Origin of the sequence: Luteibacter flocculans (genome assembly GCF_023612255.1) — a bacterium.
In the GTDB taxonomy this organism is placed as follows: domain Bacteria; phylum Pseudomonadota; class Gammaproteobacteria; order Xanthomonadales; family Rhodanobacteraceae; genus Luteibacter; species Luteibacter flocculans.
Window position 1 is genome coordinate 3,876,805 of the sequence record NZ_CP063231.1, and the last position, 26,509, is coordinate 3,903,313.

Genomic DNA, 26,509 nt, shown 5'->3' on the forward strand with positions numbered 1-26,509 from the left:
GCGCATCTTCTTGCGTCCACTGGTGCCGTGTGTCCGTCGCCCATGGATTTCGCCTTGCGATGCATTCGCATGACCCATGCGGGTGCGGCAAGCGCAAGACATCGAAGAACTTGCGTTCATGCAACTCGCATTGAGTGAGGTTGTCGGCCGGGCGTAGCTTTCGCTCGCTTGTTGCCATTGTGTTAACGGCAACCGGCGGCGCATCGATGCGGAGGAGATCGACGCCAAGAAGGGGCCCGGATGGCCATCGCCTGATCACTCTGTTTCGCCCTCGAGAGGGACGGCGGAACGGCTTGCAGCATTTGGCCATTGGCCGGGGAGAAGACATGTATTCGCGTCATTCGTCACAGCGCACGCCGAGGCGTTCGCTTTCACTTGCCATCGCACTCGGCCTCGGCCTCGTTGCGACCGCAGCGCTCGCGCAAAGCACCGTCGGTGCCGTCTACGGCACGGCCGATGCCGGCGCGGAGGTCACGGCCACCAATACGGGTAGTGGCCTGAGCCGCTCCACGACCGTCGGCAGCGACGGGCGCTTCAACATTTCGTCGCTGCCGCCGGGCGACTACAAGATCACTTCCACCAAGGGTGGACAGAACGCGACCCGTAACATCCAGGTCGTGGCGGGTCAGGGTTTCAACCTGAATCTAGCCGCGCCCGCCACCGCGTCCGCTGCCGAGGACCTGACCACCGTGTCGGTGACGGCGAATGCCCTGCCGCCGATCGACATCACGTCGAGCCAGACCAACACGGTGATGACCGCGGAGCAGATCAAGCAGTTGCCGCTTGCCCGCAACCAGACGGCCGTGGCGCTGCTGGCACCCGGTGCAACCCGTGGCGACAGCGCCTTCGGCAACCTCGCGTCGTTCGGCGGTGCGTCGGTCGCTGAGAACAGCTATTACGTCAACGGCTTCAACGTCACGAACTTCTTCCAGAGCCTGACCTATTCGCAGGTGCCTTTCGAGGCGATCGACCAGGAAGAGATCCAGGACGGTGGCTACGGTGCGGAATACGGCAACTCGACCGGCGGCGTGATCTCGGTCAATACCAAGCGCGGCACGAACGAGTGGAAGGGCGGCGTCGACTACACCTGGAATCCGTACCAGTTCCAGGCGAGCCAGCCGAACGTCTACCTGCAGAACGGCGCGCTGCTCCAGAACGACCGTCACAACAGCAACTACGTGATCGGCAACAACGGGACCGGTAACGCGACCGATTTCGGCCAGCGCTGGAACGCCTGGTTGGGCGGCCCGCTGATCAAGGACAAGTTGTTCATGTTCGCGCTCGTCGGTGGCACGCGCACGGCAGACGAGCACTACGGCGACACCACGGGCGGTGGCAACTTCGACAAGACCACCATCAAGGACCCGCGCTACCTGGTCAAGCTGGACTGGAACATCAACGAGAGCAACATCCTCGAATACACCGGCTTCAGCGATTCCAGCACGGCGCAGCAGAGCGTCTACGGCTACAGCTACGACGACAACGGCCAGCCGCATCGGGGTGACTACCTCGGTCAGGTCTATGACAAGACCGGCGGCATGAACAACATCCTGAAGTACACCAGCTACATCACGGATGACTTCACGGTGTCTGCCCAGTACGGCAAGAGCACGAACAAGCGCATCGAGCGCGCCACCACGGCCGACGGCACCGTCGAGCAGTACGACGGCAACATTTTCGACGCCGTGAATTCGCCGGGTTGCCCCATCATCATCGACGCACGCACGCCTGTCTCCAATGGTGCGGCGGGCTATCCGCATTGCTCTTTCACCAGCGGCACGCTGAGCACACCGAACGGTGAAGACAAGCGCAACGCAGGTCGCATCGACTTCGAGTATCACATCGGCGATCACGAACTGAAGGCCGGTTGGGCGCGCGACCACTTCACCACCGACACCGGCACCGCCTACGAAGGCGGCGCGACCTACACCTACCAGTCGATTCCCGCGAGCATCCTGGGTCACGACCCGGGTCTCGACCCGAGCGACAGCGTAGTGCGCCAGGCGGTATTTGCGACCGGCGCCAAGGTCGGCATCACGCAGAAGTCGTACTACCTGCAGGACAACTGGCACATCACCGACAACTTCGTCGCCCGCATCGGTGTGCGCAACGACGGCTTCAACAACACCAACAGCCTCGGCCAGACCTACGTCAGCCAGGTCCACAGTTGGCAGCCACGCCTCGGCTTCTCGTGGGACGTGCACGGCGACTCGACGCTGAAGGTCTACGGCAGCGCCGGCGACTACTCGCTCCCGCTGGACGGCAACGTCGCACTGCGTGGCGCAGCAGCCTCGCTGTACCAGATCCGCTACTTCAGCTACACGGGCGTCGATCCGGTCACCGGTGCGCCGCTGGGCTTGGGCCCCGTGTCCGATGCGTACGCGGCACAGTTCCCGTCGCGCACGGGCACCGTCTATGCCAACGGCGAGGCGGGTGTCGTCCCCAACCCGGGTGCGGTCGCCACCAAGGATCTGAAGCCGTTCAAGCAGCGTGAGTTCATCCTCGGCGCGCAGCAGCAGGTGTCCGACTGGACCCTCGGTGCCAAGGCGATCTACCGCAAGGTGCTGACCGGCATCGACGATTCCTGCGACTTCCGCCCGATCGCCGCCGCAGCAAACGCGCAGTACGGCCTGAACCTCGATACCACCAGCCTGACCCCGGGTGCCGCCAACGTGCCGGGCTGCTACATCTTCAACCCGGGCAGCTCGGTGACCTTGCGCACCCCGGTCGACGCGACGGGAACGGTCTACGACATCCACCTCCCCGGTACGGCGGTGGGCGAGCCGAGCTACAAGCGTTCGTACATGGCGTTGCAGTTGACCGCCGAGCGCAACTTCGACAACACGTGGTACATGAAGGCGTCATATGTGTGGTCGCACACCCGCGGCAACTCGGAAGGTGGTGTGGACTCCTCGAACGGCCAGGCCGACACGGGCACCACGGAGCTGTTCGACTACCCCGAGATCATGGCGGGCACCAACGGCTACCTGCCGAACGACCGCAAGCACACCTTCAAGCTCTACGGCGCCTGGCAGATCACGCCGGAATGGCTGGTGGGTGCGAACGGCGTGCTGCAGACCGGGCGTCCGGAGAACTGCTACGGCCTCAACCCGATCGACGGTCAGGTGGACGGCGGCTACGGTGGCGGTGCGTACCTGTATTGCAGCGGCATGATCGTGAAGCGCGGTTCGGTGGGACGCACACCCACCTACTGGAACATCGACCTCAACGCGTCGTACAAGCCCGAGTGGGCCAAGGGCGTGACGATCTCGGCGAACGTCTTCAACATCTTCAACAAGCAGCACACGACCACGATCAACGAAGTGGGCGAAGACAACAACGGCAACTCGCTGGCTGGAAGCACCTACAAGATCCCGACCAGCTTCCAGCAGCCGCGTTACGTCCAGCTGTCTGCCGAGTACGACTTCTCGCTGTAATTCCCACACAAGAAGACATGGCGCGCGTCCCTCCCTGGCGCGCAACCATGCAAACCTCCCCAGATCGCCGCCCGCTCCCACGGGCGGCTTTTTTTATGCCCTTGGCGCATAGCGGAAAAATCCACAGAGTGCCTGTGGGAGCCGCTATAGCGGCGAGAAGCCAACGAAGCGGTTTGGCAGCGAAGCAAGTCTCCATCGCCAGCAGGCTGGCTCCCACCGGCAAGTTATGGGAGCCGCTACAGCGGCGAGAAGCCCACGAAGCGATGATGCGACGAGGTGGATTGCCTCGCCGCCATGGCGGCTCCCACAGGCAGGGTCTCCTAGCCGCTACAGCGGCGAGGCCTGGTGAACAGCTGCCCAAGACGCGGCCCGAGCACGAAGATCGCCACGCCAACAAGCATCACGACCACACCCACCCACACCATCGGCGCAAAGGTCTCGTGGTAGACGAGGTACGACGTCACGACGCCGGACACCGGAACGATCAGCGACAGCGGCGCCACCGACGAGGCCGGATACTTCTTCATCAGGTTGTTCCAGACCATGTAACCGAACACCGTGGTGACATAGGCCTGGAACAGCACGGAAGCGCTTGCGCGCAACGTCAGCCCCGTGAGCAGTCCGTTGAAGGGTGCATTGCCATATTTCAGCCAAGTGAGAAGAAACAGCACCGGCGCGGAAAACACGCTGGACCAGACGATGAACGCGATCATGTCCGCAGGCTTGTAACGCTTCACGATGAGGTTGCATGCGCTCCAACTCAGCGCGGCCAGCAGGACCAGCGCCACACCGACGAGCGTTGTGTGTCCGTCCGTAAACGCAATCACCAGCAACAGGCCCGCCGCCGCAACGACCATCCCCACGATCGGAATGCGCCCGATGCGTTCGCGCAGGATCACGGCGCTCAGGATCAACGTAAAGAACGCGCTGAACTGCAACACGAGCGACGACAGGCCCGGCGACAACCCGAGCGCCATCGCGAGGTTCACAACCCACCACAGGCCCACGCCGAACAGCAGCCCGTAGGCCGCCAGCACCGCAAGTGACACATCGCTCGGTCGACGAAGAAAGAGGATCAACGGAAACGCGGTGAAAGTGAAACGCAAGCCGGTCAGCAGGAAAGGATCGAGATCGCGCAGGCCTGCTTCGATCACGGAGAAGTTGCTTCCCCAGATCACCGTGACAAGGATGCCGAGCAGCAGATCGGCAGGTTTCATGTGGCGTCCCCTTTCGTGACGTCACGAATCACGTCGTGCCCCGGACATCTCTGCGACCTCGTGCGTCAACACCACGGTGACCTCCCTTTCTTGGATAAAAAGAGAGGGACGGTAGCGGAGGGGTAGCACGCACTCTATGGAACAAAACTCAAAATGCGCAGCGCCGCGAGAAACGGTGGCGTTCGTCACAGTTCCCCGCGGCTTTGCGAGCAGCGCTTATTCGCCGTCGTCTTCGAAACGCAGGTGCTTCACGCTGCGACCGTGGCGCCGTACGAGCTTCAGGGCCTCCACGCCGACCTTGATGTGTCGATCGACGTAGTTCGCGGTAACGGACGCGTCGCTGGTCTCGGTCTTCACGCCTTCGGGGATCATCGGCTGGTCGGAGACCAGCAGCAGTGCGCCGCAGGGAATGTGGTTGGCGAAGCCGGCGGCGAAGATCGTCGCGGTTTCCATGTCGATCGCCATGCAGCGGGTGCGGCGGAGATAGTCCTTGAACCCGTCGTCGTGCTCCCAGACACGGCGGTTGGTCGTGTACACCGTGCCGGTCCAGTAGTCGTGGCCGAGATCGCGGATCATCGTGGACACCGCGCGCTGGAGCTGGAACGCCGGCAGGGCGGGAACCTCGGGCAGCAGGTAGTCGTTGGACGTACCTTCGCCACGGATCGCGGCGATCGGCAGCACCAGATCGCCGATGGCGTTCTTCCGCTTCAGGCCACCGCACTTGCCGAGGAACAGCACGGCCTGGGGCTCGATGGCGCTGAGCAGGTCCATGACCGTGGCGGCGTTGGGACTGCCCATGCCGAAGTTGATGAGGGTAATGCCATCGGCCGTGGCATTGGGCATGGGCCGGTCGCGACCGCGGACCTCCACGCCATGATCCTGGGCGAAGCGTTCCACGTAGTGCCCGAAATTGGTCAGCAGGATGTGCCGGCCGAAGCCTTCCAGCGGCGTGCCCGTATAGCGGGGCAACCAGTTGGAGACGATGTCGTTCTTGGTTTTCATGTCGAATCCGGATGCGCGTGCGCCGGCGGCGTTCGCCCTTGCATGCCGACGGCGCGGTTACCGGCGACGCCACGCCGGCGGAGTGCCAAATTCATTCGTGCAAGTGTAGCATCCGGCCCAGCGGGGCGAGCTGGAGCGCAAAGGGCGATCCGGGCGCCACGGGGCCATATGGCCTTCGACGGGGGTGGACCGATGCGAATCGGTGTGGCGATCGACGCGGCCTGTGACGTGCCGCATGAATTCGTGATCAGGAACGGCATCGCTGTGATGCCGATCGCGGTCAAGGTGGATCAGCAGCGTTTCAAGGACGACCGCGATCCGGTGGAAATCCAGCGCTTCCGCGATCAGAAGCTGGGCAGCCGCAGTCATTCCGCCGAGACGGATGCGAGTTCCGTCGAGGACGTGCAGACCTTGTTCCTGGAACGCATGGTGAAGGACTTCGACTGCGTCGTATGCCTGACCATCATGGCCACACGCAGCCCGATCCACGACAACGTCATCAAGGCGAGCTTCGCCATCCTCAAGAATTACCGGCCCATCCGCGAAGCGGCGGGGATCACCGGCCCCTTCCTCATGCGCGTGGTCGACACGCGCAACATCTTCGCCGGCTCGGCGCCGACGATCGCCGAAACGGTGCGCATGATCCAGGCGGGGAAGTCGCCCGCCGAAGTGCGCGAGCGGGCGGCTCAGGTTGCCGACTGCTCCTACGGCTACATGCTGCCGCGCGATCTGAATTACCTGCGCTCGCGTGCCCGCAGCAAGGGCGATCGCAGTGTGAGCTTCCTGAGTTCCATGCTCGGCACGGCGCTGGACATCAAGCCGATTCTCCGCGCGCACCGCGGCGAAACCGGGCCGGTGGGCAAGGTGCGCGGCTTCGAGCAAGGGGCGTTGGCCCTGTTTGAATATGCGACCAAGCGTGTGCAGGCCGGCCTGCTGGTGCCTTCGCTGTCGCTCAGCTACGGCGGCGACCTCGACGATATGCGCAACCTGCCGGGTTACGGCGCACTCGTGCGTACCTGCGAGGACGCGGGCGTGACGGTACTCGAATCCCCGATGGGCATCACGGGCATGGTCAACGTCGGCGAGGGCGCCATGACGCTCGGTCTCGCTTGCGAGGACCACGTGGCGGAGTTCTGATCGTGGGCCGCCTCGGTCGCCTGATGGCGCTGGCGCTATGCGCCGCGAGTGGCACCGCGACGGCCACCACGGTCTACAAGTGCCAGGCAGGCGGCCAGACCATCTATCAGCAGGCGCCCTGCGCGAAGAACCAACGCCAGGAGACGATCGCCCTGCCCGACTCCGCGCCTGCCGATGGACAGGTGGCTCCGATGCTCGAGGCACCGGCACGCGCCAGCGCGGACGAGACGGCGCCGCCGCCCACGGCGGCCGTTCCACCTCCCCGACTGTTCGGCTGCATACGTGCGACCGACGGCAAGCCGTATACGAGCGAGAACGGGCAGCCGGCGCCGTATCAGGCGCCGTTCGGCGTGCTCGGCGCCGTGAGCCAGCCGCTGTCCGAGGCGTACGGTCGCGGTGCCGCCGTTGCTTCCGCTCCGGAATTGAACCGCGGCAATGGGATGGCGGCCGCCGTGGCGACACGCAACTACGTATGGGTACAGGACCAGTGCCGCCCGCTCTCGCCCGCCGAGGCGTGCCAGGTGCTGCGCGAGGATGCGGAGGCCAACCAGCGACAGATCCGCAACGCGTTCAAGAGCGAGCGCGGACCACTGGACGCGAAGGACGCCCAGCTTCAAGCGCAACTGAAAGGCTGCGGCTAGCCTACGCCGACGCGGGCTCGGTGCTTCCTTCGACGGCCGCCACCGCCAGACCGGAGACGACGCCGAGCGACGGATCGCCTTCGACCAGCGGAATATCGGGAAAACTCTCGCGCACGGCGGCTTTGACTACCGGCGAACGCGATGTGCCACCGGTGAGGAACACGCTGCCGGGAACGCCCGGCCATTCCGCACGCACTTCGGCGAGCAGGCGCTGCATGCGCTCGACGAACGGCTCCACCGCCGCATCGAGGTCGCTGCGCGCCACGCTTACACCAAGGCCCGGCTCGAGAAAGCCGAGGTCCGCGGGCGTCTCCGCGTCGCTGCTCAGGGCGATCTTGCTGCGTTCAGCGGTCTGGTTGAGCCGGGTGGTGGCGCCAGGCTGTTGCAGGGCGCGCAGGCGCGATTGCCAGGGTTCGTCCACGAAACGGTAATCCTGCCGACGGAACTCACGCTGCTTCGGCAGGTTGTGCACGCTGGCCGCTTCCACGTAGTGGTGCACCGGCACCCGCGTGACGTTGTTACCTAGCTGCGGCATGAAGCTGTGCATGCTGAGGTTCACATCGAGGTCGGTACCGCCCTTGGCGAGGCCCCAGGTGCGGACGATGCGCGGCAGCTCGTCGCCACCCAGTTCGGCAAAGGCGACGTCGGTGGTACCGCCGCCGATGTCCACGATGAGCGCCGTCTGCCGCGTGGCGAGGCGCTTGTGGTAATGCATGGCGGCGGCGGCGGGTTCTTCGAGAAACGTCACGGCGTCGAAGCCCGCAACGGCCGCGGCTTCGCGGATGATCTCCACGGCCTGCTCGGAGCCCCTGTCGCCCATCGAACTACGGAAATGCACGGGACGCCCGATCACGGCCGTGCGCACGGGTCCGCCAAGCTGGCGGCTCGCCGCGAGACGGATGTGTTCGAGGATATGCGTGGCGATGTGCACGATCACCTTGCGCACCTGCGGGTCGAGCCGATAACCCAGCATCGACTTCGGCGATTCAATCAGATTGCCGTCGCCATATTCGAGGTAGGCCTGCACGGCGTCGTCGCCGAACAGGGCGTGCTGAAAGCTCTCGACCGTGGCGGTGGGCGATTCCGCCGCACGGCGCTCCATCCACTGGCGACGCACGGTGCGCAACGCGTCGCGACGCAGATCGGCATCGCTGCGCTCGGTATACGAACGCCCCTGCTGCCGCGCCTCGGTGGCGAACTGGCGTTGCTGTGCACGCGCGTCGCGCACATGGGATTCGACCTGTGCGTCGAGTTCGGGCGTGAGACGGAAGTCGCTCGGATCCGGCACCACTTCGGGAAAGAAGACGGCGGTGCGGAACTGCTTGGCGTCGCCGAAATGAACGAGCGTCAGCTCGCCGTCCACATACGTCGCGGCGGCGGAATAGCTCGTACCGAAGTCGATACCGATGTTCATGACGTCACTCGAAAAGCTGCGGATGCGCCCACCGCTCGCGACGAGCCGGCGCTGGGGAACCGCGTATCTTAATGGCTTTAGAAGCCGTAGCGCAGGAAACCGCCATCCACGGCGATGATCTCACCCGTGATGTAGCTGGAAGCGGGAAGGCACAGGAAGGCCACCGCAGAGGCCACTTCCTCCGGCTCGCCGATGCGCCCCATCGGCGTGCGATCGAGCACTTCTTCCAGGTATTCCACGTCCGCCAATGCCGGTTCGCTGCGCTGGGTGCGGATGTACCAGGGCGCCACGGCGTTCACACGGATACCGTCTTCGGCCCACTCGCAGGCGAGATTGCGCGTCATCTGGTGCAGCGCGGCCTTGGTCATGCCGTACGGCGAACCGGTACGCACATGCGTGATGCCCGATACCGAGCCGACGTTCACGATGGCGGCGTGCGCGTGCTGCACGAGATGCGGATACGCGGCGCGGCTCATCTCGAACGCGGAAAACACGTTGAGTTCGAACAAGGCGCGGTATTCGTCGTCCTCGTAATCCAATGTCGCCTTCGGCGTATTGCCGCCGACGTTGTTGACGAGCATGGAGAGGTTCATGCCGAGGTCGGCCACCCAGTCGAACACCGCGAGGCGATCCTCGTGGTCGGCAAGGTCGGCGGCCATGCCCAGCACTTCCACGTCGGGGCATTCGTCGGCGAGTTCGTCGCGCACTTCCTGCAACACCAGTTCGTCACGCGCCACGAGCAGGACGTCGGCGCCGAGGGCGGCCAGTTCCCGGGCGCAGGCATAGCCGATGCCCTTGCTCGCGCCGGTGACGAGGGCGGTACGTCCGTCGAGGCGCCAGTTGGTGAGTCGTGGATGCATGTCGGGTCTCCCGTGCGATGCCGGGCATCGTACAAGGGATGTGCGCGGTATGCTCCGACGCATGGATACATCCCCGCTGCTTTCGATCGACCGAGCGACCGTGCTTCGCGATGGCCGCCCCCTGCTCGATGCGCTCACGCTCGACATCGCCCCCGGCCAGCACACGGCGATTCTCGGACCGAACGGTTCGGGCAAGTCCACGCTGGTGAAGCTCATCGAGCGACGCATCTATCCGCTCGTCCACGACGATGGCTCGCCGGTGGTGCGCGTCTTCGGCCGCGATCGGTGGAACGTGGCCGAACTGCGCTCGTTGCTTGGCGTCGTGTCCTCGGACCTGCGCCGTGAGTTCGAAACCAGCAGCGAGAGCGCGCTGAACACGGTGCTTTCCGGCTTCTTCGCATCGATGACGCTGGGCCTGGACCACGTCGTGGACGAGACCATGCTCGAGCGCGCACGCCAGGCGCTTGAACGCGTGGGGGCAGCGCACCTGGCGGACCGAGACGTATCCACGCTATCGACCGGCGAAGCCCGCCGGGTATTGATCGCACGTGCGCTGGTGCACCGGCCGCGCGCACTGCTGCTGGACGAACCCTGCGCCGGCTTGGACCCCGGCACGCGCAGGCGCTTCCTCGACCTGTTGCGCGATCTTGCGCAAAGTGGAACGACGCTGCTGCTCGTCACCCATCATGTGGAAGAGATCGTGCCGGAGATCGAGCACGTTGTGATGCTGCGCGATGGGCGACTCCATGCCCAGGGCGGCAAGGCGCAACTCCTCGACGGGAACGCCCTCTCCACCCTGTTCGACTGGCGCATGGACGTGGAACGGCATGGGGAATTCTACGGAACGCGTTTGCGCTGACCTCGCGGGCGCGCGAGACTCGTCCCGAACCAGGAGGACCGCCATGACCCGTTATCTCCCGCTCCTTGCTCTGGCGACCGCTTGCGCGGCCTGTTCGAAGCCACCTCAACCGCACGAGCCGCCCGCGCCTCAGGCGCGGGTCGAAACCCCGTGGGACTCGCTGGAAGCGCAGAAAAAGAAAGCCCAGGACGTACAGAAGGTCGTGGACGACCAGGCCAAGGCGCAAGCCAAGGCCATCGAGGCGCAAGCCAACTAAGCCCGCGCGAACCTCAGTGCGGCGAGCAGAAGCAGTAGGCGTAGACGTGGGGCTTGCCGGCCTCGGCGTTGCGGAACAGCGACCACTCCGGCGCCAGCTTCGGCAATTCGGCCACCCATGACGGCAGGCGCAGGCCCCAGGACATCGCCACGCGCGCTTCGCTGCTGTCGCCGACGCTGGTCAGGAAGCGCTCGAATGCACCCATGGGCTTTTCGGCGTAGCGGACGTTGAAGTCCTTGCCCAAGCCGGCCTCCCCCGCCGCGTCGCGGATGGCGTCGTCGAGGCTGCCCATGCGATCCACCAGGCCGCGCTCCATCGCCTGCTGACCGGTCCACACGCGACCCTGCGCAATGGCGTCGATGGCGGCGTAGTCCTTGCCGCGCGCCTTCGCCACATTGCCGACGAAATCGCGGTAACCCTTGTCGATAATGCTCTGGATCAGCACGCCGACGTTGGGATCGAGCGGGCGGGTCATGTCGAACGCGCCGGCAAGCGAACCCGTCGAAACACCGTCGCTCTTCACGCCGATCTTGGCGAGCGTATCCGGCACGGTGAAGAACATGCCGAAGATACCGATGGAACCGGTGATCGTGTTCGGCTCGGCATAGATCCGATTCGCATTCATCGAGATCCAGTACCCGCCGCTCGCGGCGACGTCACCCATCGATACCACCACGGGGATGCCAGCCTCGCGCGTCAGTTCGACCTCGCGACGGATCTGCTCGGCCGCATACACCTCGCCGCCCGGCGAATTCACGCGCAGCACCAGCGCACGGGTGCGACGGTCCTTGCGCACGCTGCGGATAAGCGCTGCCGTCGACTCGCCGCCGATGGTGCCCTGCGCCTGCTTGCCGCCTGTGATCTCGCCCTCGGCCACGACTACGGTCACGCCCGGACCCGTCTGCAGCATGTCGGCCTGCGAGAGACCGCGGTCGGCGAGATAGCCGGCCAGATCGATCTGACGGAACGACTGGTCCTTCTTGCCCGCCGGCACGCCTTCCTTGCGCAGCATCTGCACGAACTGCTGCTCGGTGGCGATGCCATCGGCCAGTTTCTCTTCCACCGCGAGCTGGGCGAGGCTGCCCTTGGCGTCGCGCACGCGTTCGGCCAGCTCGTCGACGTCGGCGCGCAATGCGGCAGGGTCGATGCCACGCATGCGTGCGACTTCGTCGATCCACGTGGTCCACAGGCCGCCGAGCCAGAACGCATCGGCTTCCTTCGATTCGGGCGACGCATGATCCAGAATGAATGGCTCCGCCGCGCTCTTGAACTGACCGACGCGGAACAGATGCACCTGCACGCCGAGACGGTCGAGCAGATCCTTGTAGAACAGACGGTAGTTCGCGAGGCCCGTAGCCATCACGCCACCCTGCGGATCGATGTAGACCTTGTCCGCGTGTGCGGCGAGGTAGTACTGGCCCTGCTCAAGGCTGTTGGCCCAGACCAGCACCGGCTTGCCCGCCTTGCGGAAGCGATCGAGCGCCGCGCCAACCTCGCGCAGCGCGGCGAAGCCGCCGGGCTGCAGGTGGTCCGGACGCAGCACGATGCGCGTGATGCGCTGATCCTTGGCGGCGCTGTCGATCGCCCGGACCAGATCGCGCACCTGCACCTGCTTCACGCCGTCGCCCGACATGCGGCCAATGGCTCGCGAGAGCGGATCGGCGCTGTACTGCTCCACCAGCGCGCCTTCGGGCGCCAGCACCAGCACGGTGCCGTCGTCCACCAAATTGGCCCGGCTACCGAGGAACACCACCAGCAGGATCGCTGCGAGCAGACCGAAGAAGATCGTGTTGACGATCACCAGTCGCGTGATGTTGATGCCGCGGCCCAGGCCGCGCAGGAAACGTCCAAAGCCGCCTCGCCGGGGCGGCGGTACCGGTTGGGGGCGGCTCGGCAGGGGCGGTGGCACGGCGTCGTAGCGGTCCGACATCTAAGCGGTTCCTCGAAGGTCGCGCGCAGCGTAGCGCGTCGGCCCGTTGGTATCACGTGTGGAATGGCAGGGGCGCCGCGGTCTCCGGATCGTTGCGCCAGTTTCCTTTGGCGCTACTGCGCCAGAATCTTGCGAACAGCAGGATCGCGGCCATGCTCAGGCCCGCGATCAAGCCCATCCACATGCCGCGCGCGCCGAGGTCGTGATGGAAGGCGAGCCACCAGCCGACCGGCATGCCCACGCCCCAATACGCGAACAAGGTGATACCCATTGGCACACGGGTGTCCTTGAGGCCGCGCAACGCGCCGTTGGAGGCGACCTGGATGCCGTCGGAGAACTGGAAGAAACCAGCCAGGATCATGAGCTGGGATGCGGTCGCGATCACCGCCGCGTCGTTCGTGTAGAGACGCGCAATGGCTTCCGGAAAGAGCAGCATCACGCCGGAGGACACGAACTGGGTCACCAGTACGAGGGTGATGCCCGACATGCCGGCGTAACGCACGCCAGCGACGTCGCGACGACCGGCCGCGTTGCCGACGCGCACCGTGATCGCCATCGACAGCCCCAGCGGAATCATGAAAGCGACCGAGGCCACGTTGAGCGCCACGTGGTGGCTGGCCGTCACGGTTTCGCCCAACCGCCCGATCAACAGCGCTACCGCCACGAAGAGCCCTGCCTCCATCAGCAGCGTGACCGCCATCGGCACGCCGATGTGCAGGAGCTGGCCGATCTGCTTCGTATTCGGCACCGCCATGCGCTGGCGCAGGTGGAGGTCGCGGTAGTTGCGGTGCTTCAGCACGTAGATCGCAAAACCCAGCATTTCCAGCCACAGTACGATCGCCGTGGCGATGCCGCTGCCGCGCGCGCCAAGCACGGGAAGACCCAGCTTGCCGTACATCAGCACGTAACCGAGCGGCGCCAGCACGAGCAGGCCACCGAAGCTGAAATACATCGACGGGCGCGGCATCGACAGCCCCTCGGACAAACCGCGCAGCGCGAAATAGGTGGTGAGGGCCGGCGCGGCGAAGCAGATCGCGTGGAGAAAGGCTTCCACATCCGGGCGCATGGACGGCGCGACGCCGAAGATCGCCATCAATGGCGAGGCGTGCCAGACCGCGATGCCCAGCAGCAGGCCGAGCCCCCAGGCGATATAGAGGGCTTGGTGGAATACCGGGCCCACCTCGCTGCGCCGACCGGCACCGTCGAGCTGAGCCACCGTGGGCGGTACCGCCATCATCGTGCCGATGCCCGTCACGATCGCCAGCACCCAGATGCTTGCGCCGGTGACGACAGCCGCCTGCGTGTGCGCGCCCTGGTGGCCGGCGAGCACGGCATCGACCACATTGGTGCCGATGGCGGAGAGTTGAGCGACGATCATCGGCAGGGCCAACCGCAAGGTGGCGCCGATCTCTCGCCGCGCGCGGGCGCGGTCGATGGACATGGAAGGATCGCGGTAAGGGGCCGCCCATTGTAGCGGTTGCCGTGCCATCATCCGCAGCCGAAAGGGGAGGAACAACGGATGAACGAGCTGAAGCCTTCGCCCGTCCTGCTGTGCGCGAACTGCAGCGCAGAGCTACAGGGCGAGTTCTGTCACCGCTGCGGCCAGTCGATCAAGAGCGTGATACGCCCGATCTCGCACATGCTGGAAGACGCGGGCGATCTGTTCTTCCACCTGGACGAGCGGATCGTCCATACGCTCCCGCCGCTGTACACGAAGCCCGGTTTCCTCACGCTGGAATACTTCTCGGGCCGTCGCGTGCGCTATATCGCGCCCTTCCGGCTGATGTTCGTGTTCTGCCTGCTCGCATTCTTCTTCGTGCACCTGGCCTTCAGCGAGGTGCGCTTCGGCGAAGGTGTCACGGACGGCAAGCCGGCAGCCGACGACGTGGCCGCCTTCCAGGCGGCGAAGACGCCCGATGAAGTGCTCAAGCTCTACAACGGACAGATCGACGACCTTGACGAAGCCATGGCCAACCCGGCCCTGCCGGCTCCCGCTCGCGCGGGGCTGGGTGTGGCCAAGGACGTGGTGCTCGAAGCCGCCAATCGCCGACTGACCGAACTGAAGGCACCCCCCATCGCCCCGCCGGCCGGGCAGCCTTCGATGCCGTTGACGGAGCGTCGCAATCAAAACTGGGTGCACCAGCCCACCGTGGTCGACATCGCCTGGCTACCGGACTTCGTGACGCGCCGGCTTGCTACCGGCATCGCCCATTTCAAGTCGAATATCGTGCAGCTGCAGGCGGGCGGCGAGCAGAAAACCGAGGTCCTGCATCGGATGGGCGAGGGCTTCTTCTCGGTGCTCCCGCAGACCCTTCTGGTGATGATCCCGGTCTTCGCGCTGATCCTGAAGCTGTTCTACGTGTTCCGCCGCAGGCTCTACATGGAACACATCATCGTGGCGCTGCACAGCCACGCGTTCCTGTTCATTTCCCTGCTCGGCCTGATGATCCTCGGCTTCGCCAAGGAGGCGATCCAGCCGCATGCGGCGATCGCGGCCAAGCTGATCGGCCTGGTCCAATTCGCCATGTGGGCCTGGATGCCCATCTACCTGCTGCTGATGCAGAAACGGGTCTACCGGCAGGGCTGGCCGATGACGCTGCTGAAGTACTGGCTGATAGGCAGCGTCTATTTCTGGCTGGTGATCTTCGCCGTGGGCTTTGCCTTTCTCATCGGTGCAGCGCACTAGGACTTTCTCCTAAGCGCCAGAGGGTTGTGCACAGGCCGCGGGGGGCCTTCGCGTTTGTCAAGTCTTCATGGACAGTCAGTGAACGGCCCGGCCAACCAAACCGACAAGCCTTTGATTTATAGATACATTTCAGCTTGGTTAAAATGTACCCAAGCTAACCGGAACGGCTCAACCATGCGCCCTGGATGCCTCCCATCCGAGGCTCATCCACAGAGTTATCCACAGGACTTGTGGATAACACGGAAAGCGGTCGCCCAGCAGGCACTTAGCTCGTATTCCTCTTTCGAGGGATCTCATTCGCGGGCAAGCCCATGTGCCGATGACCAATCATTGACCAGCAAAATCGGCATACCCCATGAAACAGGCTCTGCGATAATCCGTCCGAGCTCATGACCGCCGTCCTACGCGTCGCCCTTCCCGTACCGCTGCCCACGCTGTTCGACTACCTGCCCCCGGAGGCAGGTGACGTCCAGGCGGGATCCCGCGTGCGCGTGCCGTTCGGCCGGGGCGAGATGGTCGGCGTGGTGGTGGATCCCGCGGCCGAGGCGGCGGTGGGCGCGAAGCGTCTGAAACGCGCTATCGAGGTACTGGACCCCTACCCGCTGCTGGACGCCGAACTGCTCGCGACCCTGGCCTGGGCCGCCGACTACTGGGCCGGTGCCCCGGGCGAGGCGGTGGCCAATGCCTTGCCACTCGCCTTGCGCGAGCCGCGGCCGCTGCCCGCTACCGGCCGTGAGGTCTGGGGCTTGACCGAAACAGGCCGCGAGGCGCACGACAGCAAGCGCCGCAAGGGCGCATCAGCAACCCTTCTGGACGCTCTCGCCGACGGGCCGCGCAGCGCCGAGGACCTCGGCCTCGCCCTGCCCGACTGGCGCGCCGCGGCACGGCGGCTGCTGGAAGCCGGCCTGCTCGAAAAGCGCATGGTCGAAGAGGCATCCATGCCCGCCATGCCCGCGCCAGGCCCGGCCCTGAGCGACGAACAAGCGGCCGCCGTGGCGGCGATCGGCGAAGGCTTCGGCGGTTTCCAGCCCTACCTGCTGGACGGCGTCACTGGCAGCGGCAAGACCGAGGTCTATCTCGCCCTGATCGAGCGGGCGCTGGCGGAGGGCAAGCAGACCCTGCTGCTGGTGCCGGAGATCGGGCTGGCGCCGCAGACCGTGCGCCGCCTGCGCGAGCGGCTTGGCGTAGCGGTGGAAGTGCTGCATTCGAACCTCGCGGAGGGCGAGCGCGCACGCGCCTGGCTGCGTGCCCGCAACGGCAGCGCGCGCGTGATTCTCGGCACGCGTTCCGCCGTGTTCACCCCGTTGCCGGAGGCTGGCCTGATCGTCGTGGACGAAGAGCACGACCCGTCCTACAAACAGCAGGAAGGTTTCCGTTACCACGCGCGCGACCTCGCCGTGGTGCGCGCTCGTGCGTTGGGCGTGCCGGTGGTCCTGGGTTCTGCCACGCCATCGCTCGAAACCCTGGGCAACGTAGAAGCCGGGCGCTATCGCCGGTTGGTACTGCGCGCACGACCGAGCGCCTCGCAGCCCACGCGCGTGCAGATCGTGGACATGCGTGCGCAACGGCTGGACCACGGTCTGTCGCCGACGCTGGTTCACGCCGTGGCAGCCTGCGTAGAACGCGGCGAGCAGGCGCTCGTGTTCCGCAATCGACGGGGCTACGCGCCCGCCCTGCTTTGTCACGATTGCGGCTGGCACGCCGACTGCCCACGCTGCGACCGGCCGTTGACACTGCATGCCGGACGGCGGCGCCTGATCTGCCACCACTGCGATTACACGACGGCGGTACCCGCGGCCTGCCCCAGCTGCGGCTCGGCGAACCTCAGCCCGCAGGGTCAGGGCACGGAGCGCCTCGAAGAAGCGCTGGCGGAACGCTTCCCCGATATCCCCGTGGTGCGCATCGACCGCGAGACTACGCGGCGGCGCGACGCTTTCGGCGACATTCTGGACGGCCTGCGCGAGGACAAGCCGGCGATCCTGGTCGGCACGCAGATGCTCGCCAAGGGCCACGACCTGCCCAATCTCACCCTCGTCGCCATCGTCGGGGTGGACGAAGGGCTGCACAGCATCGATTTCCGCTCGGGTGAACGCCTGGCTCAGCTTGTCGTGCAGGTCGCCGGCCGCGCCGGCCGCGCGAGCAAGCCCGGCAGCGTGCTTCTGCAGACCCATCATCCCGACCACCCGATGCTGCACGCCTTGTTGCGCGGAGGGTACGCCGCGGTAGCGACCGGGCTGCTCGAGGAACGGCGATTGCTCGACCTGCCGCCCTACGCGCATCAGGTGCTTCTGCGCGCCGATGCCCTGGGCCGCGCCGAGGTGGACGTGTTCCTCGCCGAGGCACACGCCTTGATCGGTGAGCCGAAGGAACTGCGCGTCGCCGGGCCGATGCCGGCGCCCATGCCGCTGCGCGCCGGCCGGCATCGCGGCCAGCTCCTGGTCGAGGCGAGCACGCGCGCGCGCCTGCACAACTTCCTGCGACCGTGGCAGCAAGCGCTCGCCGGCCTTCCGGCGGCACGCAAGGTCCGCTGGTCGCTGGACGTCGATCCCATCGACCTGTACTGAGCCAGGGACACTCAGCCGCTCACGGGAGGTGGATGTCCGCTGACCGATACTTACGGATGCCTACATTTGTCGGGCGATAGGCGCGACAATAGATCCCTTATCAGGTAACGGAACCCCCAACGTGACCAGCCAACTCGAACAGCTCCGCAAGATCACCACCGTCGTGGCCGATACCGGCGACATCTCGGCCATCGAGAAGTACAAGCCGCAGGACGCCACCACCAATCCGTCGCTTCTGCTCAAGGCCGCCGGTATCCCGAACTACGCGGGCTACATCGACGAGGCCGTGCAGTGGGCCAAGTCCCAGGGCGGCGACCGTGATCGCCAGCTCACCGACGCCAGCGACCGCCTCGCCGTCCTGATCGGCCGCGAAATCCTCAAGCTGGTGCCGGGCCGCGTGTCCACCGAAGTGGATGCCCGCCTGTCGTTCGACGAGACCGCCTCCATCGAGAAGGCCAAGCGCCTGATCGGCATGTACGAAGAGATCGGCATCGATCGCAAGCGCGTGCTGATCAAGCTCGCTTCGACCTGGGAAGGCATCCGCGCCGCAGAAAAGCTGCAGAAGGAAGGCATCGACTGCAACCTCACCCTGCTCTTCAGCTTCGAGCAGGCCGTGGCGTGCGCCGAAGCCGGCGTGTTCCTCATCTCGCCGTTCGTGGGCCGCATCTTCGACTGGTACGTCGCCAATACCGACAAGAAGACCTACGCCCCCGAGGAAGATCCGGGCGTGCAGTCGGTCCGCCGCATCTATGACTGGTACAAGCTGCACGACTTCAAGACGGTCGTCATGGGCGCCAGCTTCCGCAACATCGGCCAGATCCAGGCACTCGCCGGCTGTGATCGCCTCACGATCGCGCCTGAGTTGCTGAAGGAACTGGACGAAACGAACGACGCCCTGCCGGTCGCGCTGAAGGACATGGGTCGCCGCGAAGCGGCCACCGAGAAGCTCACCGAGGCCAAGTTCCGCTGGGGCCACAACGAGAACGCGATGGCCACCGACAAGCTGGCCGAAGGCATCCGCAAGTTCGCCGTGGATCAGCGCAAGCTCGAAGAGCTGCTCGGCGCCAAGCTGTAAGAGACACCACCACGCGAAGAGGATCGAGCGTTACCTCTTCGCGTGGCGCGTCAGCGCCGGATTTTCAGCGCCAGCAGGCGCTTTATCGCCGCCCCGTACGGTGGCCGCAGCAACGCCGTGACATCGAAGCGCGACTGCCGATAGACGGCACGCGCGTGACTGAATGTCCGGAAGCCGTCTACCCCGTGGTACGCCCCCATGCCTGACGGACCAATGCCACCGAAAGGCAGGTCGTCCATCGTCAGATGCACGATCGTGTCGTTGAGCGTGACGCCACCCGCCACAACCCGCGAAAGTACGCGCTCGCTTTCGACGCGGTCGTCGCCGAAGTAGTAGAGGCTCAGCGGACGCGGGTGGGCGTTGACGTAAGCAATGGCGTCATCGATCGCGTCATACGGAACGATCGGCAGGATCGGCCCGAATATTTCTTCTTGCATGACCGCCATGCCGTCGTTCACCCCGGTCAGCACGGTAGGTACAAGCCGCCGCTCGTCCGCCCTGCCGCTTTGAACATGCAGCGGATGACGTACGGCGCCCTTGGCTTCGGCGTCGTCGAGATAACCGCACAGGCGATCGAAGTGCCTGGCGTTGACGATCGCCGCATAGTCGGCGTTGCCATCGAAGGTGGGGAACATCGCGACCGTGGCATTCTTCAATGCGCCGATCAAGGCGTCCACCTTGCTCCGCTCTACGAGCACGTAGTCCGGCGCGACGCAGACCTGGCCTGCGTTGAGCGCTTTGCCGAACATCAGTCGTCGTGCGGCGAGGTCCAGATCGGCGTCGCGACCGACGATGGCCGGCGACTTGCCGCCCAGTTCGAGGGTGACCGGTACAAGGTTGTCCGCTGCCGCACGAAGGATGTGTCGCGCAACCGATGTCGCGCCGGTAAAGATCAGATGATCGAACGGCAGCGCCGCAAAGGCTGCGCCCACGTCGGCGTCGCCAGTGAAAACGGCGACCTCGGTCTCATCGAATGCCCCCGCAATCAGCCGCTGCATGAGTGCAGACGAGCGCGGCGTGAATTCGGAAGGCTTGATCATCGCCCGGTTTCCCGCAGCGAGAATCCCGGCCAACGGCGCGAAGGTGAGATTGAACGGGAAATTCCACGGCGAGATCAGCCCGACGACGCCCTTGGGCTGGTAGTCGATCCAGGCGCGTGCGCCAAGCCACGCCAGGGCACCCGGCGATACCTTGCGCGGTTCCCGACGCATCCACTGCCGCACGTGACGGCGTGCATGCTTCAGCGGCTCGATCGACGCCGCCACATCGGTGACCATGGACGCGACGATCGGCCGATGACCGAAGTCCTCTCGCAACGCGTCGGCGATGTCGGCGGCATGGTCGACCAGCAAGCCGATGGCGCGGTCGAGACGATCGATACGCAACGCGGCCGAGGGCGAGCCGTCGTTGAGCTGGGCGAGTTTCTGGCGGTCGAGGATGTCACGCATGCCGCCACTATAGCGTTGTGGCATGCGCGTCGCCCCGACCCGTGCCGATAACGGTCACACCCGCATCGCAGCGCCCTACGGCTGCCGCGAGCGGCGGGTAACGTATCTCATGACGCGCTCCACCCACCACCGAGCGCACGCACCAGTTGCACGCTGGCGCGAAGCTGCCTTGTTTCCAGGTCGATCACGCTGCGACGCGCATCCAGCGCCGCGGTTTGCGCCTGCACCACGTCGAGGTAACCCACGGCGCCCTCGCGATAGCGATTGAGCGAGAGATCCACCGAGCGCTGAGCCGCAGCTGCTGCCGCGCGCTGATCGACCAGCGCCGTGCCGAGATCGCGCAGCAGCGTGAGGTTGTCCTCCACCTGCGCGAACGCCGCGAGCGCCACACCGCGATACTGCGCGCCGGCTTCGTCCGTCGCGGCTTTCGCAGCCTCCACGCCCGCCTTGCGACGCCCGCCGTCGAAGACGTTGAGCAATAGCGTCGGCCCGATGGACCAGAACCGGTTCGGTGCGGTGGCGATGCTTCCCCAACGGTCGCTCTGCCACCCGCCTTGCCCGTCCAGCGTGAGCTGCGGGAAATACGCGGACCGTGCCACGCCCACGCGCGCGTTTGCCGCCGCCGTACGTCGTTCGGCGGCGGCAACGTCCGGTCGTCGCTGCAGCAGCAGCGACGGCACTTCAAGCGGAATGGAAGGCACCTGCACCGGCGCGTCGTTTGCCGCGAGGGTAAAGCCCGAGGCGGAATCGCCGACGAGCACCGCGATGCCGTGCAGGACCAGCGCGCGCTGCGCCTGCGCCTGAGTCAGTTGCGACTTCGCATTCGACAGCTGGGTCTCCGCACGCGCCACATCCAGGCCGGAAGCGATCCCGCCCTCGTGGCGCGAGCGAGTCAGTTCGAGTGCGCGCGCAAACGCATCGATGCTCTCGTTGAGCACCTTGATCTGCCGATCGAATCCGTTGAGCTGCAGATAACTGTCTGCGAGCTGGGCCTGCAGGCTGAGGCGCACCGACGCGAGATCCGCCGCCGAGGCGGCCTGTTCCGCCGTGCCCGCCGCGACGGTATCGCGCACGCGACCCCACAGGTCGATCTCGTAGTCGAGCTGACCGCCGACCGTGTACGAATCGTAGTAGGTCGGCGACGTGGCGCCGCGTAACGGACGCGTATCCGATTGGCGATTGCGTGAGGCATTACTGTTCAATCCCACCTGCGGGTACAGGCCGGCACTCACCTGCCGAGTAAACGCCACCGACTGCTGATAGTGCGCCAGTGCCGCGGCGAGCGTCGCGTTGTTCGCCAGCAACTTCGCCTGCAGGTCGTCGAGGCGCGCGTCGCCGTAGAGCTTCCACCAGCCATCGCGATCGAGATGATCGGCCGGCGTCGCCTCGACCCACGGACCCGACGCATTCGCATAGTGCTCCGCGACAGGTGTCTCGGGCACCTTGTACGCAGGCGCGAGCGAACACGCCGACAGCCCGAGCGACACGCACGTGGCGACCGCCATGGCGACCCAATCAAGCCTTGGCATGATCGCCTTCCGCGGTCTTGGGTACCTGGATGCGCACCGTATCGCCATCGGCCAAACCATCCGGCGGGCTTTCAATCAGTCGATCGCCCGCGGCAAGGCCGGAACCGAGCTGCACCGTCTTACCGAAGTCGCGAGCGATGGTGACCGGCTTGAACGTCACCTTGTTGTCGCGATCGACGACGGCGACCCGCAGGCCCTTGTCGTCGAAGACCAGCGCGCTCGCGGGCACGCGCAACAGCGACGCGTTGGCCGGCAGATCGAAGGTCGCACTGGCATAACCTCCGGGCAGGAGCTTGCCGTCGCTGTTGTCGACCAGCACCTGCACCAGCGTCGTTCCCGAGGCCGCATTGATCGCCGAGGAGCTGGCCTCGATCGTGCCCTTGAACGTTTGCCCCGGGTACTCCGGCACCGTGAGTTTCACCGTGGCGCCCTGCTGGATGGATGGCGCGTAGTTCTGCGGCACGTTCACGTACAGGCGCAGCTTGCGCACGTCCGAGATCACGAACAGTTCCTGGCCGCCACCGCCTGCGTTGATCAACGCACCCACGTCGGTTTCGCGCGCCGTCACCACGCCATCGAACGGCGCCACCAGCTTCGCAAAACCCTTCAACGCTTCGATCCGCTCGAGATTGGCCTGCGCCGCCTGGGCCAACGCGTGCTTGGCGTCGTAGTCGCCCACCTTCTCGTCCACTTCCTGCTTGGACACCGAATCGGAATCGCGCATCGCCTGCCAGCGCTTGGCGGTCGTCTGCGCCAGTGCCTCGTTGGCTCGCGCGCTCGCGAGATCGGCCTTGGCCTGCAGCAGCTGCTGGTCGAGATCCGGCGTTTCGATCTCCGCGAGCACGTCGCCCGCCTTCACCTTTTGCCCGATGTCTGCCTTCCAGTACTTCAGGTATCCGCTGGTGCGGGCAAAGATCGGTGCGCGCGTATAGGCGGCGAGGCGACCGGGAAGATTGAGCTCACCGCCGCCCTGCCCGCCTTCTGGCGTCACCACGCTGACCGTGGGGACGGCTTGCTGATCGGTCCATTCGCGTAGCTTGCGCGAGTCGTTGGCGCGCGTCGCTACGCCGGCCACGACGATCGCGAGCACGACGATCGCAACGATGATGCCGGCCAGACGAAGCCGGCGCGGCGGAGGTGTGTGCAACGTATCAGGCGACATGGACGGGCTCTCCGGAAGCGTTCGCCGGGGTGGGTGACGGGTGACCACGCCGTGCGTGGATAATGCTGAAGACGACCGGGACGAAGAACAGCGTGGCAACCGTGGCGAAGACGAGACCGCCGATCACGGCACGCCCCAGCGGCGCATTCTGTTCGCCACCCTCGCCAAGACCAAGCGCCATGGGCGCCATACCGATGATCATTGCGAGCGCAGTCATGAGCACAGGACGGAAGCGCACGAAGCCACCCTCAAGTGCTGCCGCCGTCGCGTCACCCAGCTCCGCGAGACGTTCGCGGCAGAAGCTCACGACGAGGATCGAGTTGGCCGTCGCCACGCCCATGCACATGATGGCGCCCGTGAGCGCTGGCACCGACAGCGTGGTATGCGTCGCGAACAGCATCCAGACGATGCCCGCAATGGCCGCGGGGAGCGCGGTCACGATGACGAACGGATCGCTCCACGACTGGAAGTTCACCACGATCAACAGGTAGATCAGCACGATCGCTCCCAGCAGGCCGAAAATCAGACCCGAGAACGCGTTGTTCATCGTCTGCACCTGACCCAGCAGGACCGTGCTCGACGCCTTGGGCAGCGCCTTCTTGTTCGCCTCGATGATCTTCTGGATGTCAGCGGCGACGGCGCCGAGATCCCGGTCCTGCGTGGTGGCGTAGATTTCCACCATCGAATTGATGTTGTACTGGCTTACCACCGCATTGGTCGCGGTGCGCGATACGGTGGCGAGACCACCAAGGATCTGCGCACCGGCGTTCCCGCTGCTCGGGCTGATCGGCACGTTCTCCAGATCGGGCAGGCTGTCCAGGCTGTATTGCGGCGTCTGCATCACGATCGGATAGGACACGCCGTTGGCCGGATTGAGCCAGAAGGTCGGCGCGATCTGGCTCGATCCCGCGAGATTCACGCCAAGGCTGCTGGTGACGTCCCGCTCCGTGATGCCCACCTGCTGTGCGCGGCTGCGATCCACATCGACGTTGAAGCCCGGGCTCGTCTGCGACTGCTGGATACGCGCATCGGCGACACCCGGCACGCGGCGGATCTCGCGCAGCAGGCGGTTCGCATAGGCGAAATTCGCAGGCAGGTTCGGACCGCGGATCTGCAGATCGATCGGTGCAGGCGAGCCGAAGTTGAGGATCTGGCTGATGATGTCGGCCGGCGGGAAGGAGAACGTGACGCCTGGAAACTCCCGAGGCAGCGTCTCGCGCAGCGAGCGCACGTAATCAGCCGTCGGTGCGTGGCCTTCGTTCAGCGCGATCTGGATGTCGCCATCCTGCGAGCCGATCGTGCCGGTGTTGTTGTAGGTATTGTTGATGCCCGATGACGACAGACCGATGTTGTCCACCACCGTGCCCAACTCGTCCTTCGGAATGACACGACGCACCGCATCGGTGACCTCGGCAAACAACCGCGCACTTTCTTCCACGCGCGTGCCCACTGGCGCGCGCACATGCATCAGGATCTGCCCGGAATCCACCGCGGGGAAGAAGTTGCGACCCAGCATCGGAACGAGCGCGAACGACAGCACGACGAACGCGATAAAGCCGATCGTGAACACCTTTCGATGCTGCAAGGCCAGGGCGAGCAGCCCGTGGTAGTTCTCGCGGAACCGTTCGAAGCGTGCTTCGAATCCGCGCTGGAAGCGCACCAGCGGATTACGCGAAGGCTTCTTCCCGTCCCCATGCGGATCGTCATGCGAATGGGGATGCAGCAGGTACTTCGCCATTGTCGGCACAAGGGTGCGGGAGAGGATGAAGGACGCGATCATCGCGAACATCACCGCCTCGGCCATCGGCACGAAGAGGAATCGGGCGACGCCGTCGAGGAAGAACATCGGCACGAACACGATGCAGATGCACAGCAGCGACACGAACGCAGGCGTCACGATCTGCGCGGCGCCATCGAGGATGGCGGTCTCGACGTCCTTGCCCTGCTCCAGGTGCCAGTTGATGTTCTCGATCGTCACGGTGGCATCGTCGACGAGGATGCCTACCGCCAGCGCCAGGCCGCCCAGGGTCATGATGTTCATCGTCTCGCCCAGCGCCGACAGCGCGGCGATCGAGCCGAGAATGGCGAGTGGGATGGACGTGGCGATGATCACCGTCGATCGCCAGCTACCGAGGAACAGGAGAATCATGAGGCTCGTGAGCGCCGCGGCGATCACACCCTCGCGGGCCACGCCCTCGATCGCAGCGCTGACGAACAGCGACTGATCACCGATGGGCGCGATCTTGAGGTTCGCCGGCAAGGCGTCCTTCATCGAGGCGACGCGCTCCTTGACGCCGGCAATGATGGCGAGCGTTGACGCGGAACCGTTCTTCAGCACCGTCATCAGCACTGAACGATCGCCGTTGACGTGCACGATATTGGTCTGCGGCGGAGAGCCGTCGCGCACGTGCGCCACGTCGCGAATGAACACGGTGGCGCCGTTGACCGCTTTCACCGGCAGGTTGCCCAGCTCGTCGATCGCCGACGGCGAGTTGTTGAGCTGCAACGTGTACTCGAAGCGGCCGATCTTCTGCGTGCCGACGGGCGTGATCAGGTTCTGCGCGGCGAGCGCATTCGCCACGTCCTGCGCGGAGAGGCCGCGTGCCTGCAGCGCCTGCGGATCGATATCGATCTGCACCTGGCGCGTCTTGCCGCCGAACGGGTACGGAATGGCTGCACCGGCCACCGAGACGAGCTGCGGGCGGATGATGTTGAGGCCAAGATCGGCGAGGTTCTGCTCGGTGAGACCTTCGCCTGACAGCGCCAGCTGGATGATCGGTACCGTCGAGGCGCTGTAGTTGAGGATCAACGGCGGTGTGGTGCCCTGGGGCAACTGACGCAGCAGCGTCTGCGCCACGGCGGTCACCTGCGCGTTCGCCGTACGAATGTCCACGGTGGGCTGGAAGAAGATCTTGATGATGCCGAAGCCCTGGATCGAACTGGCTTCGATGTGCTCCACGTCGTTCACCGTGGTGGTGAGCACGCGCTCGAACGGCGACGACACGCGTCCCGCCATCTGATCAGGCGGCAGGCCGTTGTACTGCCACACCACCGCAATCACCGGAATCTTGATGTCCGGAAAGATGTCCGTAGGCGTGCGCAGTGCAGCGAGCGGACCGACGATGAGAATCAGCAACGCGAGGACGATGAAGGTATACGGCCGCGTGAGTGCGATCCGGACGATGCCAATCATGGGGGACGGATTCCGAGCGCGATGTTGCGTCACCGCGAATTTTGCGCCGTAAGGAATCGTGGGCGTAGTTAAGATTTATTTAGGGGCTGTTTACCGAGC

18 protein-coding genes are annotated in these 26,509 nt (G+C 65.3%); 8 read left to right on the top strand and 10 right to left on the bottom strand.

The features are described 5' to 3' along the window. The first annotated feature begins 326 nt into the window (after window positions 1-326). Window positions 327-3,437, top strand: coding sequence for a TonB-dependent receptor (locus tag IM816_RS16875; protein ID WP_250338972.1), 3,111 nt, complete (start codon window positions 327-329; stop codon window positions 3,435-3,437). 320 nt (window positions 3,438-3,757) lie between these two features. Here IM816_RS16875 and IM816_RS16880 read toward each other — a convergent pair whose 3' ends face one another. Together IM816_RS16880 and IM816_RS16885 are read right to left on the bottom strand one after the other, a co-directional pair. Next, window positions 3,758-4,654, bottom strand: coding sequence for an EamA family transporter (locus tag IM816_RS16880; RefSeq protein ID WP_250338973.1), 897 nt, complete (start codon window positions 4,652-4,654; stop codon window positions 3,758-3,760). Between the two features lie 216 nt (window positions 4,655-4,870). Next, window positions 4,871-5,656, bottom strand: a complete 786-nt coding sequence (locus tag IM816_RS16885; protein WP_072322394.1) for an AMP nucleosidase — start codon at window positions 5,654-5,656, stop codon at window positions 4,871-4,873. Window positions 5,657-5,848: 192 nt separating this feature from the next. On the opposite strand from IM816_RS16885, the gene IM816_RS16890 reads away from it, so the two are divergent. Next, window positions 5,849-6,793, top strand: a complete 945-nt coding sequence (locus IM816_RS16890; RefSeq protein ID WP_250338974.1) for a DegV family protein — start codon at window positions 5,849-5,851, stop codon at window positions 6,791-6,793. 2 nt (window positions 6,794-6,795) lie between these two features. After that, complete coding sequence (locus IM816_RS16895) at window positions 6,796-7,434, top strand: DUF4124 domain-containing protein (RefSeq protein WP_250338975.1); 639 nt, start codon at window positions 6,796-6,798, stop codon at window positions 7,432-7,434. A 1-nt stretch (window position 7,435) separates the two neighbouring features. Here IM816_RS16895 and IM816_RS16900 read toward each other — a convergent pair whose 3' ends face one another. Next, window positions 7,436-8,848: an Hsp70 family protein gene (locus tag IM816_RS16900; protein ID WP_250338976.1), complete on the bottom strand. Its 1,413-nt coding sequence runs from the start codon at window positions 8,846-8,848 to the stop codon at window positions 7,436-7,438. 77 nt (window positions 8,849-8,925) lie between these two features. Then, window positions 8,926-9,708: an SDR family oxidoreductase gene (locus tag IM816_RS16905; RefSeq protein WP_072322392.1), complete on the bottom strand. Its 783-nt coding sequence runs from the start codon at window positions 9,706-9,708 to the stop codon at window positions 8,926-8,928. A 61-nt stretch (window positions 9,709-9,769) separates the two neighbouring features. On the opposite strand from IM816_RS16905, the gene IM816_RS16910 reads away from it, so the two are divergent. Together IM816_RS16910 and IM816_RS16915 are read left to right on the top strand one after the other, a co-directional pair. Beyond that, a complete protein-coding gene (locus tag IM816_RS16910; RefSeq protein WP_250338977.1) occupies window positions 9,770-10,567 on the top strand; it encodes an ABC transporter ATP-binding protein in 798 nt (265 codons plus the stop codon). 43 nt (window positions 10,568-10,610) lie between these two features. Further along, window positions 10,611-10,823 carry a hypothetical protein gene (locus IM816_RS16915; protein WP_250338978.1) on the top strand — a complete coding sequence of 71 codons (213 nt, stop codon included), beginning with the start codon at window positions 10,611-10,613 and terminating at the stop codon, window positions 10,821-10,823. Between the two features lie 13 nt (window positions 10,824-10,836). On the opposite strand, the gene sppA is transcribed toward IM816_RS16915, so the two are convergent. After that, window positions 10,837-12,753 (bottom strand): signal peptide peptidase SppA, encoded by a 1,917-nt coding sequence (sppA, locus tag IM816_RS16920; protein WP_250338979.1) that lies wholly within the window; start codon window positions 12,751-12,753, stop codon window positions 10,837-10,839. Between the two features lie 52 nt (window positions 12,754-12,805). Then, window positions 12,806-14,194: an MATE family efflux transporter gene (locus tag IM816_RS16925; RefSeq protein WP_250338980.1), complete on the bottom strand. Its 1,389-nt coding sequence runs from the start codon at window positions 14,192-14,194 to the stop codon at window positions 12,806-12,808. Between the two features lie 78 nt (window positions 14,195-14,272). Between IM816_RS16925 and IM816_RS16930 the strand changes: the two genes are divergently transcribed. From IM816_RS16930 to tal, 3 genes are all read left to right on the top strand, one after another. Continuing rightward, on the top strand, window positions 14,273-15,439 hold the full coding sequence (locus IM816_RS16930; protein WP_250338981.1) for a DUF3667 domain-containing protein: 1,167 nt from the start codon (window positions 14,273-14,275) through the stop codon (window positions 15,437-15,439). Between the two features lie 389 nt (window positions 15,440-15,828). Further along, a complete protein-coding gene (locus IM816_RS16935; protein WP_250338982.1) occupies window positions 15,829-18,003 on the top strand; it encodes a primosomal protein N' in 2,175 nt (724 codons plus the stop codon). 121 nt (window positions 18,004-18,124) lie between these two features. After that, window positions 18,125-19,078 carry a transaldolase gene (tal, locus tag IM816_RS16940; RefSeq protein WP_072322385.1) on the top strand — a complete coding sequence of 318 codons (954 nt, stop codon included), beginning with the start codon at window positions 18,125-18,127 and terminating at the stop codon, window positions 19,076-19,078. Window positions 19,079-19,128: 50 nt separating this feature from the next. Here tal and IM816_RS16945 read toward each other — a convergent pair whose 3' ends face one another. The 4 genes from IM816_RS16945 to IM816_RS16960 form a co-directional block, all read right to left on the bottom strand. After that, the gene (locus IM816_RS16945; RefSeq protein WP_250338983.1) at window positions 19,129-20,550 is read right to left on the bottom strand and encodes a coniferyl aldehyde dehydrogenase; all 1,422 of its coding nucleotides are present in this window, start codon (window positions 20,548-20,550) and stop codon (window positions 19,129-19,131) included. An 83-nt stretch (window positions 20,551-20,633) separates the two neighbouring features. Continuing rightward, entirely contained in the window at window positions 20,634-22,055 is a 1,422-nt protein-coding gene (locus IM816_RS16950) for an efflux transporter outer membrane subunit (RefSeq protein WP_250338984.1), read from the bottom strand. Then, complete coding sequence (locus tag IM816_RS16955; RefSeq protein ID WP_250338985.1) at window positions 22,042-23,217, bottom strand: efflux RND transporter periplasmic adaptor subunit; 1,176 nt, start codon at window positions 23,215-23,217, stop codon at window positions 22,042-22,044. Before IM816_RS16955 ends, IM816_RS16950 begins: the two co-directional genes overlap by 14 nt. Further along, on the bottom strand, window positions 23,207-26,410 hold the full coding sequence (locus tag IM816_RS16960) for an efflux RND transporter permease subunit (protein WP_250338986.1): 3,204 nt from the start codon (window positions 26,408-26,410) through the stop codon (window positions 23,207-23,209). The genes IM816_RS16955 and IM816_RS16960 overlap by 11 nt, the downstream gene beginning before the upstream one ends. Window positions 26,411-26,509 lie beyond the last annotated feature (99 nt).